This window comes from Streptomyces sp. NPDC004284 (genome assembly GCF_042874035.1).
Lineage (GTDB): Bacteria > Actinomycetota > Actinomycetes > Streptomycetales > Streptomycetaceae > Streptomyces.
Genome location: NZ_JBIAMJ010000007.1, coordinates 139,576 through 158,990 on the forward strand (window position 1 = coordinate 139,576; position 19,415 = coordinate 158,990).

The 19,415-nt window shown below is 71.5% G+C and carries 16 protein-coding genes; 3 read left to right on the forward strand and 13 right to left on the reverse strand.

Annotated features, from left to right (window positions below):
* Position 1 precedes the first annotated feature (1 nt).
* Genes zwf through pgl form a run of 3 tightly spaced genes read left to right on the forward strand, consistent with a single transcriptional unit; the run spans position 2 to position 3,383 of the window.
* A complete protein-coding gene (zwf, locus tag ACFYUS_RS19940; RefSeq protein ID WP_388853384.1) occupies positions 2–1,534 on the forward strand; it encodes a glucose-6-phosphate dehydrogenase in 1,533 nt (510 codons plus the stop codon).
* Complete coding sequence (gene opcA / locus ACFYUS_RS19945) at positions 1,531–2,604, forward strand: glucose-6-phosphate dehydrogenase assembly protein OpcA (RefSeq protein WP_388853387.1); 1,074 nt, start codon at positions 1,531–1,533, stop codon at positions 2,602–2,604. Before zwf ends, opcA begins: the two co-directional genes overlap by 4 nt.
* On the forward strand, positions 2,601–3,383 hold the full coding sequence (gene pgl / locus ACFYUS_RS19950; protein WP_388853389.1) for a 6-phosphogluconolactonase: 783 nt from the start codon (positions 2,601–2,603) through the stop codon (positions 3,381–3,383). Before opcA ends, pgl begins: the two co-directional genes overlap by 4 nt.
* Positions 3,384–3,405: 22 nt before the next feature.
* Here the strand turns inward: pgl and ACFYUS_RS19955 are convergent, their stop codons facing one another.
* The 13 genes from ACFYUS_RS19955 to uvrC form a co-directional block, all read right to left on the reverse strand.
* Positions 3,406–4,917 carry a PH domain-containing protein gene (locus ACFYUS_RS19955; RefSeq protein WP_388853392.1) on the reverse strand — a complete coding sequence of 504 codons (1,512 nt, stop codon included), beginning with the start codon at positions 4,915–4,917 and terminating at the stop codon, positions 3,406–3,408.
* A complete protein-coding gene (locus ACFYUS_RS19960) occupies positions 4,914–5,414 on the reverse strand; it encodes a PH domain-containing protein (RefSeq protein ID WP_388853395.1) in 501 nt (166 codons plus the stop codon). Before ACFYUS_RS19960 ends, ACFYUS_RS19955 begins: the two co-directional genes overlap by 4 nt.
* A gap of 4 nt (positions 5,415–5,418) precedes the next feature.
* On the reverse strand, positions 5,419–7,080 hold the full coding sequence (gene pgi / locus ACFYUS_RS19965) for a glucose-6-phosphate isomerase (protein ID WP_388853398.1): 1,662 nt from the start codon (positions 7,078–7,080) through the stop codon (positions 5,419–5,421).
* A gap of 161 nt (positions 7,081–7,241) precedes the next feature.
* On the reverse strand, positions 7,242–7,577 hold the full coding sequence (locus ACFYUS_RS19970; RefSeq protein ID WP_388853401.1) for an RNA polymerase-binding protein RbpA: 336 nt from the start codon (positions 7,575–7,577) through the stop codon (positions 7,242–7,244).
* Positions 7,578–7,654: 77 nt separating this feature from the next.
* Positions 7,655–7,885, reverse strand: a complete 231-nt coding sequence (secG, locus tag ACFYUS_RS19975; protein WP_388853404.1) for a preprotein translocase subunit SecG — start codon at positions 7,883–7,885, stop codon at positions 7,655–7,657.
* A 97-nt stretch (positions 7,886–7,982) separates the two neighbouring features.
* Positions 7,983–8,759 (reverse strand): triose-phosphate isomerase, encoded by a 777-nt coding sequence (tpiA, locus tag ACFYUS_RS19980; RefSeq protein WP_388853407.1) that lies wholly within the window; start codon positions 8,757–8,759, stop codon positions 7,983–7,985.
* A gap of 7 nt (positions 8,760–8,766) precedes the next feature.
* Positions 8,767–9,978 (reverse strand): phosphoglycerate kinase, encoded by a 1,212-nt coding sequence (locus ACFYUS_RS19985; RefSeq protein WP_388853410.1) that lies wholly within the window; start codon positions 9,976–9,978, stop codon positions 8,767–8,769.
* Positions 9,979–10,083: 105 nt separating this feature from the next.
* Positions 10,084–11,094, reverse strand: coding sequence for a type I glyceraldehyde-3-phosphate dehydrogenase (gap, locus tag ACFYUS_RS19990; RefSeq protein WP_388853413.1), 1,011 nt, complete (start codon positions 11,092–11,094; stop codon positions 10,084–10,086).
* Positions 11,095–11,312: 218 nt separating this feature from the next.
* On the reverse strand, positions 11,313–14,264 hold the full coding sequence (locus tag ACFYUS_RS19995; protein ID WP_388853416.1) for a M14 family zinc carboxypeptidase: 2,952 nt from the start codon (positions 14,262–14,264) through the stop codon (positions 11,313–11,315).
* A gap of 161 nt (positions 14,265–14,425) precedes the next feature.
* The gene (gene whiA / locus ACFYUS_RS20000) at positions 14,426–15,415 is read right to left on the reverse strand and encodes a DNA-binding protein WhiA (RefSeq protein WP_260228643.1); all 990 of its coding nucleotides are present in this window, start codon (positions 15,413–15,415) and stop codon (positions 14,426–14,428) included.
* Positions 15,406–16,431 (reverse strand): uridine diphosphate-N-acetylglucosamine-binding protein YvcK, encoded by a 1,026-nt coding sequence (gene yvcK / locus ACFYUS_RS20005; protein WP_388853420.1) that lies wholly within the window; start codon positions 16,429–16,431, stop codon positions 15,406–15,408. Before yvcK ends, whiA begins: the two co-directional genes overlap by 10 nt.
* Positions 16,428–17,390, reverse strand: a complete 963-nt coding sequence (gene rapZ, locus ACFYUS_RS20010; protein ID WP_388853423.1) for an RNase adapter RapZ — start codon at positions 17,388–17,390, stop codon at positions 16,428–16,430. Before rapZ ends, yvcK begins: the two co-directional genes overlap by 4 nt.
* A complete protein-coding gene (uvrC, locus tag ACFYUS_RS20015) occupies positions 17,387–19,369 on the reverse strand; it encodes an excinuclease ABC subunit UvrC (RefSeq protein ID WP_388853425.1) in 1,983 nt (660 codons plus the stop codon). The genes rapZ and uvrC overlap by 4 nt, the downstream gene beginning before the upstream one ends.
* Between the last annotated feature and the right edge of the window lie 46 nt (positions 19,370–19,415).

The window sequence follows — 19,415 nt, forward strand, 5'->3', positions numbered from 1 at the left end:
TTTGAGCGCAGTCCACGGAGCCAACCCGCTCCGTGACGCCGCAGACCGACGGCTCCCGCGCATCGCGGGACCGTCGGGTCTGGTGATCTTCGGCGTCACGGGCGATTTGTCCCGTAAGAAGCTGATGCCCGCCGTCTACGACCTGGCCAATCGCGGCCTGCTGCCGCCGGGCTTCTCGCTCATCGGCTTCGCCCGCCGCGAGTGGGCGGACGAGGACTTCGCACAGGAGGTCCACGACGCGGTCAAGCAGCACGCCCGCACCCCGTTCCGCGAGGAGGTGTGGCAGCAGCTCATCCAGGGGATGCGCTTCGTCCAGGGCGACTTCGACGACGACAACGCCTTCGAGCAGCTGAAGAACACCATCGAGGAGCTGGACAAGGCCCAGGGCACCGGAGGCAACTTCGCCTTCTACCTGTCCGTGCCGCCGAAGTTCTTCCCCCTGGTCGTGCAGCAGCTCAAGAAGCACGGCCTGGCGGACCAGAAGAACGGCTCGTGGCGCCGTGCGGTCATCGAGAAGCCCTTCGGCCACGACCTGGTCTCCGCCAAGGAGCTCAACGAGGTCGTCCACGAGGTCTTCCCGCCCGAGGCGGTCTTCCGGATCGACCACTACCTCGGCAAGGAGACCGTCCAGAACATCCTGGCGCTCCGCTTCGCCAACACCCTCTTCGAGCCGATCTGGAACCGGTCGTACGTCGACCACGTGCAGATCACCATGGCCGAGGACATCGGCATCGGCGGCCGTGCCGGCTACTACGACGGCATCGGCGCCGCCCGTGACGTCATCCAGAACCACCTGCTCCAGCTGCTCGCGCTGACCGCGATGGAGGAGCCCGCCTCCTTCGACGCCGACGCGCTGGCCGCCGAGAAGACCAAGGTCCTCGGCGCGGTGAAGCTGCCCAAGGACCTGGGCAAGTCCACGGTCCGCGGCCAGTACGCGGCCGGGTGGCAGGGCGGCGCGAAGGCCGTCGGCTACCTCCAGGAAGACGGCATCGACCCGCAGTCGAAGACCGACACCTACGCGGCCATCAAGGTGGAGATCGACAACCGCCGCTGGGCGGGCGTCCCGTTCTACCTGCGGACCGGCAAGCGCCTGGGCCGCCGCGTCACCGAGATCGCGGTCGTCTTCCAGCGCGCCCCGCACTCCCCCTTCGACCACACCGCGACCGAGGAGCTCGGCCGCAACGCCATCGTGATCCGCGTCCAGCCGGACGAGGGCGTGACGGTGCGGTTCGGCTCCAAGGTGCCCGGCACCCAGATGGAGATCCGGGACGTGTCGATGGACTTCGCCTACGGCGAGTCCTTCACCGAGTCCAGCCCCGAGGCGTACGAGCGGCTCATCCTCGACGTCCTGCTCGGCGACTCCAACCTCTTCCCGCGCGTGGAGGAGGTCGAGCTGTCCTGGAAGATCCTCGACCCGATCGAGCAGTTCTGGGACACGCACGGCAAGCCCGCGCAGTACGAGTCCGGGACCTGGGGTCCGGTCGAGGCGGACGAGATGCTCGCACGAGACGGCAGGAGCTGGCGCCGGCCATGAAGACCGACCTGACGGACACCACGTCCTCCAAGATCAACAAGGCGCTGGTGCTCGGGCGGCGGGCGATCGGCACGCCGGCCGTCGGCATGGTGCTCACCCTCGTCATCGTCACCGACGAGGAGAACGCCTACGACGCGCTCAAGGCGGCCAACGAGGCGTCCCGCGAGCACCCCTCGCGGACCCTCGTCGTCATCAAGCGGGTCTCGCGCACCCCGCGGGACCGCGCCACGGCGCGGCTCGACGCCGAGGTCCGCCTCGGCGCCGACGCCAGCACCGGCGAGACGGTGGTGCTCCGGCTGTACGGCGAGGTCGTCGACCACGCCCAGTCGGTGGTGCTGCCGCTGCTCCTCCCGGACGCCCCCGTCGTCGTCTGGTGGCCGGTGAACGCGCCGTCCGACCCGGCGAACGACCCGCTGGGCGCGCTCGCCCAGCGCCGGGTGACCGACACGTACGCCGCCGAGCAGCCCATCCAGGAGCTGACCGCGCGCGCGGACGCGTACACCCCGGGCGACACGGACCTCTCGTGGACCCGGATCACCCCGTGGCGTTCGATGCTCGCCGCCGCGCTCGACCAGGTCGTGTGCGAGGTCACCTCGGCCGTGGTGGAGGGCGAGGAGTTCAACCCGAGCGTCGAGCTGCTCGCCATGTGGCTGGCCGACCGGCTGAAGGTGCCCGTGCGGCGCTCGAAGTCGGGGGGCCCCGGTCTCACCTCCGTACGGATGGAGACCAACGCCGGCCCGATCGTGCTCGACCGGCCGGACGGCTCGCTCGCCACGCTGTCGATACAGGGCCAGCCGGACCGTGCCGTGGCGCTCAAGCGCCGCGAGACGTCCGAGCTGATCGCGGAGGAGCTGCGCCGGCTCGACCCGGACGACACCTACGCGACGGCGCTCAGGTTCGGTCTGGAGCGGCTGGACGAGGAGGCGGCGACGACCGCGCCCGAGCCGGTCGAGGTCGTGGCCGAGACCGTGGCGGAGACCGTCGTCGTCGAGGAGGCTCCGGCGGTCCCCCAGCCCGCCGCGAAGAAGGCCCCGGCGAAGACCCCGGCCAAGAAGGCGGCGGCCAAGTGAGCGCCCCTCAGCTGGTCGTCCACCGCGACAAGGAGCTGATGGCCGAGGCCGCCGCGGCCCGGCTGATCACCCGGATCGTGGACGCCCAGGCCGCCCGCGGCTCCGCCTCGGTCGTGCTGACCGGCGGACGCAACGGCAACGGCCTGCTCGCGGCGCTCGGTTCGGCGCCCGCGCGGGACGCGATCGACTGGTCGCGGCTCGACCTGTGGTGGGGCGACGAGCGGTTCCTGCCCGAGGGCGACCCCGAGCGGAACGTCACCCAGGCCCGGGAGGCGCTGCTCGACCGGGTGCCGCTCGACCCGGCGCGGGTGCACGCCATGCCGGCCTCGGACGGGCCGTACGGCGGTGACGTCGACGCCGCCGCGGCCGCGTACGCGGCGGAGCTGGCCGCCGCCGCGGGTCCCGGCGACCACGGCGGGGTGCCGACCTTCGACGTGCTGATGCTGGGCGTCGGCCCGGACACCCATGTGGCCTCGCTCTTCCCCGAGTCGCCGGCGGTCCGTGAGACCGAGCGGACGGTGGTCGGGGTGCACGGCGCGCCGAAGCCGCCGCCGGTCCGCGTCTCGCTGACGCTCCCGGCGATCCGGGCGGCGAAGGAGGTCTGGCTGCTCGCGGCCGGCGAGGACAAGGCGAAGGCCGCGGCGATCGCGCTGTCGGGCGCGGGCGAGGTGCAGGCCCCGGCGGCCGGTGCCCACGGCCGCTCGCGGACGCTGTGGCTGCTCGACGCGGCCGCCGCGTCGGAGCTGCCGCGGAGCCTGTATCCGCCGGCTTCGGCCTGATCCGGCTGTACGGAGGCCCGGTTCACCTCTCGGTGGGCCGGGCCTCCGGCGTTTCCAGGAACGGCGCGAGGAGGTCCGGTACGGCTCCGGCGGCGAAGGCCAGGCCCTGGCTCTCGCCCGCGTCGAGGATGTCGTACGCGCCCTCGCCCGCCGCCGTCGTGGCGGTGAGGGTCAGGATGCCGGCGCGCCGCTGGAAGTACGACTGCTTGACGGTCCAGCCGATGACGCCGGAGCGCTGGAGGGCGACCGTGACCCGCCGGACCGTACCCGAACGGGTCACCAGATAGCCGCCGCTGACGCCGTGTCCGAGGGCGCGGTGGGCGTCGCGGGCGAGGAGCAGGGCGATCGGGGTGAGGACGAGGGCGCAGCCGGCCGCCACGTACAGCAGGACCGGGGTGAGCAGCGGGGCGAGGGCGGCGAGGACCGCGGCGGGCCCGAGGGCGCTCCACAGGGCCCAGTGCAGCCGTCGGGTGCGGGCGGCCCGGGGATGGGCGGCGAGGGGCGTCGCGGTGGGCGGTTCCGGCTCGCGCAGGACCTGGGCGGCTACCCGCTCGGCCTGCTTCCGGGGGACGGCCGGCAGCAGGTTCTTCAGGTCGCCGTGCTTGTCGTCGTCGTCCTGGGCGAGGCCGGTGGCGACGGCGTCGACGCGGGCGGCGCCGAGCAGCCGCACCCCGAGCGGCTCGACGAGTTCGATCCCGCGCAGCCGGCGCTCCTCCAGGCTGACCGAGCGGGCGGTGAACAGGCCGCGGCGGACGCGGAGGGTGCCGCCGGGCTCGCGCTCCAGGCGGTAGTTCCACCACATCTCGACCCACAGCCCGAGGGCGCCGACGGTCCCGACGGCGGTGGCGATCAGGAGCAGGTCGAGGACGGCCCGGGCCGGGGAGGTGTCCTGGAAGCGGTCCTCCACCCAGCCGATGACCTTCCCCTGGGCGCCGAACCAGTCGCTGACCTGCATGACGGCGCCGGCCACGGCGCCGCCGAGGGTGGGAGTGAGGAAGGAGACGGGGGCGTAGCGGATCCAGCGCGGGTCGAGGGTGGCCAGGGCGCTGTCCTGGCCGGGCTCCTCGGGGCCGGCGGTGCGGGCGAGGAGTTCCCGCCGGAGCCGCTCGCCCTCGGCTCGGGTGACGAGGTCGAGTTCGAGGGTGGACTCGCCGCCGGTGTGCTCGCCGGTGCCGATGCGGACCTTGACGAGGCCGAGGAGGCGCTGGAGGGGGTTGGCGGTGAGGTCGACGCTGCGGATCCGCTCCCGGGCCAGGGAGCGGTGCTTGAGCAGCAGGAGCCCGGTGTGCAGGTCGACCCGCACGGGGCCGATCCGGTAGCGGGTGCGGCGCAGCCGGACCCAGTCGGCGGCGGTGCCGGCGAGGACGAGCAGGGCGGCGCCGGCGAGGACCCAGGCGACGGCCTGCCACAGGGGCCTGCCGCCCGAGAGGGCGGCCACGGCCGGGAGGGCGGCTCCGCCGGCCACCCCGCAGAGGACGACGGCCCCGGCGAGCAGGGTGCGGGGGTCGAGCCGCCGCCACTGCTCCTCGCTCATGTGGCGTCCCCGGGGGTGGCCCGGGTGAGGAGGGTGAGCCGCTCGGCGAGCTCGGCGGCGAGCTCGTGGTCGAGCCCCTCCATGCGGATCGCGCCCTTGGAGGAGGCGGTGGTGACGGTGACGGTGGCGAGCCGGAAGGCCTGTTCGAGGGGGCCGCGTACGGTGTCGACCGTCTGGATCCGGGACATCGGGGCGATCCGCCACTCCTGCCAGAGGGCCCCGGTGCGCACGTAGACGGCCTCGTCGGTGATCTCCCAGCGGTGCACGCGGAACCACCAGGCGGGGAAGAACGCGGTGCAGGCCAGGCCGAGGGCCGCCACGGTCCCGGCCGCGAGCAGCAGCCAGGAGCGGGCGGGCCCGATCAGCGCGCCGAGCACGGCCAGGACCGCCACCGGGACGGCGGTGGTCGCCAGGAGCCGGCTGCGCCACCAGGCGACGGCCCGCCCGTCGACGGCGTTCCTGGGCGGCCGCAGCCGCACCGCGTTCTCCCCCGTCATCCGGTTACCGTCCGCGCAGCGAGCGGTAGGCCGAGACGAGTCCGGCGGTGGAGCTGTCGAGCTGCTCGGCCCCCTCGCCCTCCGTCAGGACCGGCTCGATCTTCTTGGCGAGGACCTTGCCGAGCTCGACGCCCCACTGGTCGAAGGAGTCGATGTTCCAGACGGCGCCCTGGACGAAGACCTTGTGCTCGTAGAGCGCGATCAGCTGGCCGAGGACGGACGGGGTGAGCGCGTCGGCGAGGATCGTGGTGGTCGGGTGGTTGCCCTGGAAGGTCTTGTGCGGGACGAGCTCCTCGGCGACGCCCTCGGCCCGTACCTCCTCGGGCGTCTTGCCGAAGGCGAGCGCCTGGGTCTGGGCGAAGAAGTTGGCCATGAGCAGGTCGTGCTGGGCGACGAGTCCGGGCAGCAGGTCGTCGACGGGCCGGGCGAAGCCGATGAAGTCGGCCGGGATGACCTTGGTGCCCTGGTGGATCAACTGGTAGTAGGCGTGCTGCCCGTTGGTGCCGGGGGTGCCCCAGACGACGGGTCCGGTCTGCCAGTCGACCCGGTTGCCCTCGCGGTCCACCGACTTGCCGTTGGACTCCATGTCGAGCTGCTGGAGGTAGGCGGTGAACTTGGACAGGTAGTGGGAGTACGGCAGGACGGCGTGCGACTGGGCGTCGAAGAAGGCGCCGTACCAGACGCCGAGGAGGCCGAGGAGCAGCGGCACGTTCTCCTCGGGCGGGGCGGTGCGGAAGTGCTCGTCGACGAGGTGGAAGCCGTCGAGCATCTCGCGGAAGCGCTCCGGGCCGATGGCGATCATCAGGGAGAGGCCGATGGCGGAGTCGTAGGAGTAGCGGCCGCCGACCCAGTCCCAGAACTCGAACATGTTCGTGGTGTCGATGCCGAACTCCTCGACCTTCTCGGCGTTGGTCGAGAGGGCCACGAAGTGCTTGGCCACGGCCTCCTGGCCGGCGCGCAGTTCGGTGAGGAGCCAGTTGCGGGCGGAGGTGGCGTTGGTGATCGTCTCGATGGTGGTGAAGGTCTTCGAGGCGACGATGAAGAGGGTCTCGGCGGGGTCGAGGTCGCGGACGGCCTCGTGGAGGTCGGCGCCGTCGACGTTGGAGACGAAACGGAACGTCAGGTCCCGCCGGGTGTAGGAGCGCAGGACCTCGTAGGCCATGGCGGGGCCGAGGTCGGAGCCGCCGATGCCGATGTTCACGACGTTCTTGATCGGCTTGCCGGTGTGGCCGGTCCACTCGCCCGCGCGGACCTTGTCGGCGAAGGCGCCCATCTTGTCGAGGACGGCGTGCACGCCGGGGACGACGTTCTCCCCGTCGACCTCGATGACGGCCCCGCGGGGGGCGCGCAGCGCGGTGTGGAGGACCGCCCGGTCCTCGGTGGTGTTGATCTTCTCGCCGCGGAACATGGCGTCGCGGAGCTCGGCGACGCCGGTGGCGGCGGCGAGTTCGCGCAGCAGGGTCAGCGTCTCGTCGGTGACGAGGTGCTTGGAGTAGTCCAGATAGAGGTCGCCGACCCGCAGGGTGAGGTCGGTGCCGCGCGCCGGGTCGGCGGCGAACAGTTCGCGCAGATGGGTCTCGCCCAGCTGCTCACGGTGCTTGCCGAGGGCCGCCCACTCGGGCAGCCGGTTGAGCCTGATTCGGCCTTCGCTGGTCATCTCGGACATCGCCCATTCCTTCTCGGTACTGCTTGTCTGCCCCGCTGCACCCCCCAACCTAATTGATCAGGGGAGCGGGTGACGGGAAGGAGGCCGTGAACGCCGAACGGGCCCCGCCCGCGAACCGAGTTCGCGGGCGGGGCCCGTTCGTCACACCGTCACACCAGACTTCAGATCTCGCCCCGCAGCTTGGCGAGCGCCTCGGCGAGGATCGCCTCGCCGTCCGCGTCGCTGCGCCGCTCACGCACATAGGCGAGGTGGGTCTTGTACGGCTCCGTGCGCGGCGGGTCCGGCGGGTTGTCCCGGTCCTGACCTGCCGGGAAGCCGCAGCGCGGGCAGTCCCAGGTGTCCGGGACCGCCGCGTCGCTGGCGAAGCTCGGCTGCGTCTCGTGCCCGTTCGAGCACCAGAACGAGATGCGGGCGCGCGGCGCCGATTCGCCTCGCTCGGCCTCGCCCATCGGCCCCGCTCCGACCCGGCTTCCCCGGATCGCGTTGCCACTTGCCACGGTCGTAACTCCCTGCGTGATGGTGCTCGAAGATGCCCCAGTCTACGTAAGGCCCAACGCGCGTCCAGTGGTTGGAGTTACCCGTCCAACTTCATCAGCAGACCGAGTACCACAATGCACGCGAACCAGCACAGACCGACCACGACGGTGATGCGGTCCAGGTTCCGCTCGGCGACCGAGGAGCCACCGACGGAGGACTGCATGCCGCCTCCGAACATGTCGGAGAGGCCGCCGCCCTTTCCCTTGTGCATCAGCACGAGCAGCATCAGCAGCGCGCTGAAGATGATCAGGGCGATCGAGAACCCCATAACCACGGCTGGACCAACTTCCTCGGACTTATACGGACGGGGGCCGGGCACCTGCCCGACCCCCGCAAGGGTACGACGTAACTCCGCTACCGCATACTCACTGGTCGCGGAAGCGCACGATCTTGACGAACTCGTCGGCGTCCAGCGCCGCGCCGCCCACCAGGGCGCCGTCGACGTCCGGCTGGGCCATGATCGCGGCGACGTTCCCGGCCTTGACGGAGCCGCCGTACTGGATGCGGACCTTGTCGGCCAGCTCCTGCGAGTACAGCTCGGCGAGGCGGCCGCGGATCGCCCCGCAGACCTCCTGGGCGTCGTCGGGGGTGGCGACCTCGCCGGTGCCGATGGCCCACACCGGCTCGTACGCGATCACGATGGTCTCGGCCTGCTCGGCCGGGACGTCCTTCAGACCGCCGTCGATCTGGGCCAGGGTGTACGCGACCTGGTCGCCCGCCTTGCGGATGTCCAGGCCCTCGCCGACGCAGAGGATCGGGGTCACGCCGTGCTTGAAGGCGGCCTTCACCTTGGCGTTGCAGACCTCGTCGTTCTCGGCGTGGTACTGGCGGCGCTCGGAGTGGCCGACGGCGACGTAGGCGCACTTCAGCTTGGACAGCATCAGGCCGGAGATCTCGCCGGTGTAGGCGCCGGAGTCGTGCGCCGAGATGTCCTGGGCGCCGTACTTGATCTTCAGCTTGTCGCCGTCGACGAGGGTCTGGACGGACCGCAGGTCGGTGAAGGGGACGAGGACGGCGACCTCACAGGCGTCGTAGTCCTTGTCGGTCAGGGCGAAGGCGAGCTTCTGGACGTGGGCGATGGCCTCGAGGTGGTTGAGGTTCATCTTCCAGTTGCCCGCCATCAGCGGGGTGCGCGTGGTCATAAGGGGATCAGTCCTCCAGTGCGGCGAGGCCGGGAAGCGTCTTGCCCTCGAGGTATTCGAGGCTGGCACCGCCACCGGTCGAGATGTGTCCGAATGCGTTCTCGTCGAAGCCCAGGGTGCGGACGGCCGCGGCGGAGTCGCCACCGCCGACGACGCTGAAGCCCGAGGACTCGACGAGGGCCTGGGCCACGGCCCGGGTGCCCTCGGCGTAGTCGGGGTGCTCGAAGACGCCCATCGGACCGTTCCAGAAGACGGTGGCCGCGTCGGCGAGCTTCGATGCGTACAGCTTGTCGGTCTCGGGGCCGTTGTCCAGGCCCATGAAACCGGCGGGCATGGCGTCCGCGGGCACCGTGCGGTGCTCGGTCGGGGCCTTGCTCTTGAGGTCCGGGAACTGTGCGGAGACCACGACGTCGACGGGGAGCACGAACTCCACGCCCCGGTCCTCGGCGCGCTTGAGGTATTCGAGGACCGCCGGGATCTGGTCCTCCTGGAGCAGCGAGCTGCCGACCTCGTGGCCCTGGGCCTTGAGGAAGGTGTACGCCATGCCGCCGCCGATCAGGATGCGGTCGGCGCGCTCGAGCAGGTGGTCGATGACCCCGAGCTTGTCGGAGACCTTGGAACCGCCGAGCACCACGGCGTACGGCCGCTGGACGTCCTCCGTGAGCTTCTTGAGGACGCCGACCTCGGTGGCGATGAGGTAGCCGGCGGCGTGCGGGAGGCGCGCCGGGAGGTCGAAGACCGAGGCGTGCTTGCGGTGCACGGCGCCGAAGCCGTCGCCGACGTACAGGTCGGCGAGGGCCGCGAGCTGGTCCGCGAAGGCGCCGCGCTCGGCGTCGTCCTTCGAGGTCTCGCCGGCGTTGAAGCGGAGGTTCTCGATGACGGCCACCTGGCCGTCGCCGAGACCGGCGACCGTGGCGGTGGCCGAGTCGCCGACCGTGTCGGTCGCGAAGGCCACGTCGGCGCCGAGCAGCTCGCCGAGGCGGGCGGCGGCCGGCGCGAGCGAGAAGGCCGGGTCCGGGGCGCCCTTCGGGCGGCCCAGGTGCGAGGCGACCACGACGCGGGCGCCGGCGTCGGCGAGCGCCTTGACCGTGGGGACGACGGCGCGGATGCGGCCGTCGTCGGTGATGGTGGTGCCGGCGAGCGGCACGTTGAGGTCGGCGCGGACGAACACGCGCTTTCCTTCGACGCCCTCGTGGAGAAGCTCGTCGATCGTCTTCATCTGTTAACAGACTCCTTGGTACGCGGTGGAGCACACAAACAGGGCTCGCGCAGCGCGGCGTTGCGCTGCCCGAGCCCTGCTCCCATCGAAAGCCCGCCCTGAAGCTTAGAGCTGGCCGCCGACGAAGACGGTGAGGTCGACGAGACGGTTGGAGTAGCCCCACTCGTTGTCGTACCAACCGAGGATCTTGACCGACTTGCCGTCCTGGACCATTGTCAGGGAGGCGTCGAAGGTGCAGGACGCCGGGTCGCTGACGATGTCCGAGGAGACGATCGGGTCCTCGGTGTAGAAGAGAATGCCCTTGAGGTCGCCGTCCTCGGCGGCCTTCTTGAACGCGGCGTTGACCTCGTCCTTGGTGACCTCGCGGTCGAGGGTGACGACCAGGTCGGTGGCGGAGCCGGTCGGGACCGGGACGCGCATCGCGATGCCGTCGAGCTTGCCCTTGAGCTGCGGGAGGACCAGGGCGGTGGCCTTGGCGGCACCCGTCGTGGTCGGGATGATGTTCTCCGCGGCGGCGCGGGCGCGGCGCAGGTCCCTGTGCGGGAAGTCCAGGATGCGCTGGTCGTTGGTGTAGGCGTGGACCGTGGTCATCAGGCCCTTGACGATGCCGAAGTTCTCGTCGAGGACCTTGGCCATCGGCGCGACGCAGTTGGTCGTGCAGGACGCGTTCGAGATGACGTCGTGCTTCGCCGGCTCGTACTTGTCCTGGTTGACGCCCATGACGATGGTGATGTCCTCGTCGGTGGCCGGAGCCGAGATGAGGACCTTCTTGGCGCCGCCGGCGAGGTGCTTCGCGGCGTCGGCCTTCTTGGTGAAGATGCCCGTCGACTCGATGACGATGTCGACGCCCAGGTCGCCCCAGGGGATGTCGGCCGGGTCGCGCTCGGACAGCACCTTGATGGTGTGACCGTCGACGGTGATGGTGTCGGCGGTGTGGGTCACCTCGGCCTTGAGGCGGCCCAGAATGGTGTCGTACTTCAGCAGGTGTGCGGTGGTCGCGGTGTCACCGAGGTCGTTGACAGCCACGATCTCGATGTCGGCACCCTGCTCAAGGAGCGCTCGGAAGTAGTTCCGGCCGATGCGGCCGAAGCCGTTGATGCCTACGCGGATCGTCACGAACCGATCTCCTCGTCAGCTACGCCGGAGTGCTCGACGCCGGCGAGATTTATGTTTTTTGGGATGTCCCCGACCGCTTACGACCCTACCTCCCCGGCCGCCGGTGAGTGACATCATGCGCAGCCGTACGGGCCCGGAAAGTGGGGGAAAACGGCCGACGGCCCGCACTTGTCAACGGGTACGGGCCGTCTTGGGACCTTTGTCCCCACTACGCTCCGTCAGCGCCGGAGCACCCCGAGGGCGCGGCCGAGGAGCCGTGCGCGCTCCGCCGTTCCGGGCACGTGCTCCAGGCCGAAGCCGAGGAGGACGGTGTCGCGGGTGGTGACGGCGGCCTGGGAGTGGAAGAGGGCCGCGGAGCGCGTCCAGTCGGAGGCGTTGCCGGGGCTGCCGGCCGGGGCGCCGGGTGTGGACCAGGCGCCGAGGGAGGTCTCGAAGCCCTCCGTCTCGGTGGTCGCCCCGGTGACGAGCCGGGTGTCGTCGACGAAGGCGCCCATCTCGCCCGTACCGGGGTCGGAGACGTACGAGATCGCGAGCTCGACCTTCTTGCCGGCCCAGGCGCTCAGGTCGACGGAGGCCTGCCGCCAGCCGTTGGAGGGGCCGGTGAAGGCGTTCCAGGAGCCGGTGGTGCCGGTGGGCGCGCAGCCGTCCTCGCCGACGGTGAGGTAGTGGGCGAGGAAGGGGTGGGCGCGGACGTAGTAGCCCTCGCCGCAGTCGGCCGGGGGCTGGGTGGAGGTGCCGCCGTTGAGGTCGGGCAGGGTGGTCCAGTCGTCCTGGCCGACGGTGTGGGCCTCGACGACGAGGTTGTCGTAGCCGGGCTCGGTGTCGTAGCTGACCTGGAAGTCCAGGCGCGGCCCCGACGCGGCGGCGACCCCGGTGAGGTCGACGGTCCTGGCGAGCCGGGCCCAGTCGTCGTCGGCGTGCTTGACGGCCGCGAAGGACGAGCCCTCGGCGGGCTCGAAGGGGGTCCGGATGCCCGGGTAGTCGCCGGCGGAGGCGCTGCTCGCGAACTGCGGGAACTCCTCAGGCTTCAGGGTGTCCGAGGTGACGGTGTACGCGCCCGCGTTGTCCAGCGGGTTGTCGGCGGCGGAGCCGAGCGTCGCGCCGACCCCGGCGAAGGCGCCCGTGCCGGCGAAGCCGGGCGGGTTCTTGAGGCCCGCGCGGTGGTAGGCCCCCAGGTAGTACTGGGCGAAGTCGTTGGACTCGGCCCGGCCGATCTGGGTGAGCCCGCCGGACTTCTCGCCGGCGTTGATCAGCTTGCCGCCCTCGTTCAGGTAGGCGCGGACGGCGAGCTGGGCGGCCCCGGAGGGGCGTTCGGCGCCGGTGTACCAGACGACCGTGCGGAAGTGGGAGAGCACGCCGAGGGCGTCGGGGGCGCCCTGGGTGGCGACGTCCCAGACGGCGGCCGCGCGCTTGTTGTCGGCGAGCGCCTTCACATAGGCGGCGGTGTGCCGAGCCGCGGTGGTGCCGCCCTCGTCGGCGAGGACGAGCACGTCGCCGCGGGGGCGCTCGGCCACCTTGTACGTGAAGGGGGCGGAGGCGGTGGCCCCGCCCTCACGGGTGCGGGCGGTGAACCAGACCTCGACGGAGTCGCCGGGGCGGGCGCCCTCGACCTCGGCGCGGTACTCGTCGAAGTAGAGGTTGTCCCCGCCCCCGTAGGTCTCGCCGCCCTTCCACGCCTCCAGCTCCTCGCTGTGGGTGCGGCCGCCGTTGATCCGGTACTTGAGGGTCTTGCCGCGCAGCGACGTGCGCGCGGTGACGGCGACCTCCTGCTCCGCGCCGCGGGCGTAGGAGGTGGTGAAGGTCTTCGGGGTGAGGTCGGGGGCGTCGATGCCGACCGGGGAGACGGGCCGGTCCGGGTGGGCGGCGGTCTCGGCGACGGCGAGCGCGAAGGGGATGTTCTTGGCGAACTCGGCCTGGATCAGCTTCTCGTCGTCCGGGAAGGTGAAGACGGAGGCGCAGTCGGCCGGGTTCCAGGCGTCGTTCGGGTCGACGCGGGAGGCGGTGGCGCAGGTCGACATCTCCGGGGTGAACATCTGCATCCCGTTGACGTTGGCGGCGTGTCCGTCCGCCTCGCCGTTGGTGATGTACAGCTCCGAGGAGACCTGCGGGCGGTAGCCGGGCACGGCCGAGTTCTGCGGGGTGCCGGCGAGGGCCTTGAGGGCCACGTCGTCGGGGGTGTCGGTGGCGACCTGCCAGCCCACGCCGTACAGCAGGAGCTGGGCGGCCGAGTGGTAGTTGACGCCGTACGCGAAGCCGATGCGCTTCTCGAAGGCGTCGAGGGCCTTGGTCTCGGGCTCCGACATGGGGCCCTTGCCGCGGAAGGTCTCGTCGGTCGGGTCGGGGGACGAGCCCTCGTTGTCGTAGCCCCACTTGTAGGCGAAGTTGCGGTTGAGGTCGACGCCGTCGCCGGGGCCGATCTTCCCGTCGCCGTCGTTGTCGCGGAGGTTCTTCCGCCACTGCCGGTTGGCGGGGTCGGCGTGCGTGTAGTCGTAGCCGTCCGGGTTGGCGGAGAGCACGAACCACAGCTCGGTGGAGTCGACGATGCGGGTGATCCGCTCGTCCTTGCCGTAGTTGTCGAGGTAATAGTGCATCAGCCGCCGGGTCATCTCCGGGGTGATCCACTCGCGCGCGTGCTGGTTGGACATGTACAGCGTGGCGGGCTTCGAGCCGTCCTTGGCGCGCTGGGCGCCCTTGGTCAGCTTGAGGGCGAGGATGTCCTGCCCCTTGAGGGTCTTGCCGATGGAGACGACCTTGGTGAGCCCCGGGTTGGCCCGTGCGGTGTCCAGGATCTCCTGCTTGAGGCCGTTCGGACCTCCGTACGGGCGGAAGACGCCGTCGCCGGCGGCGGCGACCCGCTTCTCGGCCTGGGCGCTGAGGCGGTGCTCGGTGATCTCGACGCCCTGGCCGCGCAGCTGCCCGGCCTGCCGGCCGGTGAGGAAGAGCTCGACCGTCGCGGAGCCCTTCGCCGGGACCTGCTCGGTGAGTTCGTGGGCGTCGGCGCCGGCGTCGAGGAGCAGCGGGACCTGCGCCTTGGTGACCACGGCGCGCCAGACGGAGAGGGCGTCGCCGCCGTCCCGGTCGTTCGGCTGCGCTCCGGCGACGGGTGCCGCCGCCACTCCGGCGATCAGCAGTGAAGCCGCGGCGAGGATCGATCTCGCTCTGCGTCTCATGAGCCCCCCTTGCTGTAGTCAGTCACGAAGGTGAACAGACGCCAGGCTCTTGGGCGCCCTGGGGACTGTCAAGGGTGCCTCGCGGGGTGCACGAAAAAGCTGCCGGTGCCTCAGAAAGGCACCGGCAGCGCGGAGTTCACCGTTCCGTACGAACGTTCCCGTCAGCCGACGAGGCTGTCGTCCAGCTCCTCCGTCAGGTTGGACTCGGTCCCGGGGATGCCCAGGTCCTGCGCCCGCTTGTCGGCCATCGCGAGGAGCCGGCGGATCCGGCCGGCCACCGCGTCCTTGGTCAGCGGCGGCTCGGCGAGCGCGCCCAGTTCCTCCAGGGAGGCCTGCTTGTGCTCCATGCGGAGCCGGCCGGCGGCGGCGAGGTGCTCGGGCACCTCCTCGCCGAGGATCTCCAGGGCGCGCTGCACCCGGGCCCCGGCGGCGACCGCGGCGCGGGCCGAGCGGCGCAGGTTGGCGTCGTCGAAGTTGGCCAGGCGGTTGGCGGTGGCGCGGACCTCGCGGCGCATCCGCCGCTCCTCCCAGGCCAGCACCGACTCGTGCGCGCCGAGCCGGGTGAGCAGGGCGCCGATCGCGTCGCCGTCGCGGACGACGACCCGGTCCACGCCCCGTACCTCGCGGGCCTTCGCCGCGATGGAGAGCCGGCGGGCCGCGCCGACCAGGGCGAGGGCCGCCTCCGGACCCGGGCAGGTCACTTCGAGGGAGGAGGAGCGGCCGGGCTCGGTCAGCGAGCCGTGCGCGAGGAAGGCGCCGCGCCAGGCGGCCTCGGCATCACAGGTCGCGCCGGAGACCACCTGCGGGGGAAGGCCCCGGATGGGACGGCCGCGGCCGTCCACGAGACCCGTCTGCCGGGCCAGCTGGTCGCCGCCGGCCACCACCCGCACCACGAAGCGCGAGCCGCGCCGCAGCCCGCCGGGGGCCATCACGATCAGCTCCGAGCTGTGCCCGAAGATCTCCAGGATGTCCCGCTTGAGGCGGCGGGCCGCCATCGCGGTGTCGAGCTCCGCCTCGATCACGATGCGGCCGCTCACCAGGTGCAGCCCGCCCGCGAACCGCAGGATCGACGAGACCTCTGCCTTCCTGCAGCAGGTCCGGGTGACGGGAAGCCGGGAGATCTCGTCCTTCACCGCTGCCGTCATCGCCATGGGCCGATCCTTCCATGCATCCGAAAAATACGGTCGTACGCGGCGGCCAGCAGCTCCGGGTCGTGCTTCGCGGAGCCGTCGGGCCCGGCCACCGGCGCCAGCTCGACCGCGGCACCGAGCCGCTTGGCGGCATCGGCGAGGGACTCGCGGTCGGGCACGGCGGCCTCGTCGGCCAGCACCACGTCCAGGGCGAGTTTAGGGGCGTGTCGTCCCAAAACCTCCAAATGACGCTGCGGGGAGAAGCCCTCGGTTTCTCCCGGCTGCGGCGCGAGGTTCAGCGAGAGCACCTTACGGGCCTTCGTCTCGGCCAGGGCGTCGAGGAGTTCGGGGACCAGGAGGTGCGGGATCACCGAGGAGAACCAGGAGCCCGGACCCAGGACCACCCAGTCCGCGTCCAGGACCGCGGCGACGGCCTCGGGCACGGCCGGCGGGTCGTGTGGCACGAGGTGCACGGACTGCACCTCGCCGGGGGTGAGCGCCACGGTCGCCTGGCCGCGCACGGTGTCCACGTCGTCCGGCCGCTCCGGGTCGTGGCCCCTGACCAGGGCCTGGAGCTCCAGGGGCACGGCGGACATGGGCAGCACCCGTCCCTGGGCGCCGAGCAGCCGGCCGACCAGGTCGAGGGCCTGCACGGGGTCGCCGAGCTGCTCCCAGAGGGCGACGATCAGCAGGTTGCCGACGGCGTGGCCGCCCATCTCGCCCTTGGACTGGAAGCGGTGCTGGATGACCCGGGCCCAGGTCTGGCCCCAGTCGTCGTCGCCGCAGAGGGCGGCGAGCGCCTTGCGGAGGTCGCCGGGGGGCAGCACGCCGAGCTCCTCCCGGAGCCGGCCGCTGGAGCCCCCGTCGTCGGCGACGGTGACGACGGCGGTGAGGTCGCCGGTGATCCGGCGGAGCGCGGCGAGGGAGGCCGACAGGCCCATGCCGCCCCCCAGCGCGACCACCTTGGGCTGGGCGCCGCGCCTGCGGAGCGTACGCCGCACCGCGAGGGTGGAGGTACGCCGACGGTACGGCTTCACTCGCGCCCCATGTCCCGGTGCACGACGACGGTCTCGACCCCTTCGGCGGCGAGGCGGGCGGCGAGGCGCTCGGCGGTGGCGACGGAGCGGTGCTTGCCGCCCGTGCAGCCCACGGCGATGGTCACGTACCGCTTGCCCTCGCGGCGGTAGCCCGCGGCGATCAGCTGGAGCAGCTCGGTGTAGCGGTCGAGGAACTCCTTGGCGCCGGGCTGGTTGTAGACGTAGTTCGACACCTCCTCGTTGAGGCCGGTGAAGGGGCGCAGCTCGGGGACCCAGTGCGGGTTCGGCAGGAAGCGCATGTCGACGACGAGGTCGGCGTCGACCGGCAGGCCGTACTTGAAGCCGAAGGACATCACGGTGGCCCGGAGCTCGGGCTCCTCCTCGCCGGCGAACTGGGCGTCCATCTTGGCGCGCAGCTCGTGGACGTTGAGGCTGGAGGTGTCGATCACCAGGTCGGCGTCGCCGCGCAGTTCGCGCAGCAGGTCGCGCTCGGCGGCGATGCCGTCGGTGATGCGGCCGTCGCCCTGGAGCGGGTGCGGCCTGCGGACCGACTCGAAGCGCCGGACGAGGGCCTCGTCGGAGGACTCCAGGAAGACGATCCGGCGGGTGACCTGCTTGGCGTCCAGGTCGGCGAGGGACTCCCTGAGGTTGTCGAAGAACTGCCGGCCGCGGACGTCCACGACGACGGCGATCCGGGCGACGTTGCCCTGGGAGCGGGCGCCGAGCTCCACCATGGTGGGGATCAGCGCGGGCGGCAGGTTGTCGACGACGAACCAGCCGAGGTCCTCCAGACACTTCGCCGCGGTGGACCGGCCGGCTCCGGACATGCCGGAGATGATCACCAGCTCGGGAATGGCCGCCTCGGCGCCGTTGTCGCCGGGGGTCTCCTTCGTGCCCGTACTCACGTGTCCTGCTCCGTCTTCTCGGTCGTGCTCGTCGTGCGTGTGGCGCTCGGTCATGCGGTGGTGCCCCCGTCGTCTTCCATGATCTCTCCTGTGGCCGTGTTCACGGCGGGTGCGGCGGGGGCCGCCTGGGCCAGGGCCACGGCGACCGCCTCCGCGGTCTTCCGGCCGAAACCGGGGACCTCACAGATCTGCTCGATTGTCGCCTGCTTCAGCCGCTTCACCGAGCCGAAATGCTTGATCAAGGCCTGCTTGCGCGATTCTCCGAGGCCGGGGACGGCATCGAGCGGGCTGGTCCGGAGGCGTTTGGTCCGCTTGGAGCGCTGGTAGCGGATCGCGAAGTCGTGAGCCGTGTCACGCACCCGCTGGAGCAGATAGAGGCCTTCGCTGGAGCGGGGCAGCACCACCGGGTCGTCCTCGCCGGGCAGCCAGACCTCCTCCAGGCGCTTGGCGAGCCCGCAGACCGCGACGTCGTCGATGCCGAGCTCGTCGAGGGCGCGGCGGGCCGCGGCCACCTGCGGCTGCCCGCCGTCGACGACGACGAGCTGCGGCGGGTACGCGAAGCGCTTGGGGCGCCCGTCGTCGTCCGGGGCCTCCTCCTGGGGGACCTCTCCGTCGCCCCACTCCCCCGTACGGTCCTTCTCGGCGAGGTAGCGCCTGAAGCGGCGGCCGATGACCTCGTGCATGGACCGGACGTCGTCCTGCCCCTCGAAGGTCTTGATCTGGAAGCGGCGGTACTCGCTCTTGCGGGGCAGCCCGTCCTCGAAGACGACCATCGAGGCGACGACGTCCTCGCCCTGGAGGTGCGAGATGTCGAAGCACTCGATCCGCAGCGGCGCCGAGTCCAGGTCCAGGGCCTCGGCGATCTCCTCCAGGGCCCGGGAGCGGGTGGTGAGGTCGCTGGCGCGCTTGGTCTTGTGCAGCACGAGCGCCTGCTGCGCGTTGCGCGCGACGGTCTCCATCAGGTCCTTCTTGTCGCCGCGCTGCGGGATCCGCAGCGAGACGTGGGACCCGCGGCGGCCGGAGAGCCAGGCGGAGACGGCCTCGGTGTCCTCCGGCAGCGCGGGGACGAGGACCTCCTTGGGGACCGCTTCGCCGCTCTCCTCGCCGTACAGCTGCTGGAGCGCGTGCTCCACGAGCCCCGCCGTGTCGACGGCCTCGACCTTGTCCGTGACCCAGCCGCGCTGGCCCCGGACGCGTCCGCCGCGCACGTGGAAGATCTGGACGGCGGCCTCCAGCTCGTCCTCGGCGAGGGCGATCAGATCGGCGTCGGTGGCGTCGGCGAGGACGACCGCGCTCTTCTCCATGGCCTTGCGCAGGGCCTCGACGTCGTCGCGGAGCCGGGCGGCCTTCTCGTACTCCATGTCCTCGGCCGCGATCATCATCTGCTTCTCGAGGCGGCGGATGTACGTGCCGGTGCGGCCGGCCATGAAGTCGCTGAAGTCCTCCGCGAGTTCGCGGTGCTCCTCGGGCGTGACCCGGCCGACGCAGGGCGCCGAGCACTTGCCGATGTAGCCGAGGAGGCAGGGCCGTCCGGCGGAGGCGGCGTTCCGGAACACCCCCGCGGAGCACGTCCGCACGGGGAACACCCGCAGCATCAGGTCGACGGTCTCGCGGATCGCCCACGCGTGCGTGTACGGCCCGAAGTACCGCACGCCCTTCTTCTTGTGCCCGCGCATGACCTGGACGCGCGGGAACTCCTCGTTCATGGTGACGGCGAGGTACGGATAGCTCTTGTCGTCCCGGTACTTCACGTTGAACCGGGGATCGAACTCCTTGATCCAGGAGTACTCCAGCTGGAGCGCCTCGACCTCCGTCGACACCACGGTCCACTCCACGGAGGCGGCCGTCGTCACCATCGTGGCCGTGCGCGGGTGCAGGCTCGTGAGCGGCTGGAAGTAGTTCGCCAGCCGCTGGCGCAGGGACTTCGCCTTCCCCACGTAGATCACGCGGCGGTGCTCGTCACGGAACTTGTAGACCCCCGGGGAGTCGGGGATCTGACCCGGCTTGGGGCGGTAGCTGGAGGGGTCTGCCATGCTCACCACCCTACTGGCGGACACCGACACTCAGGGCGGGCCCGCT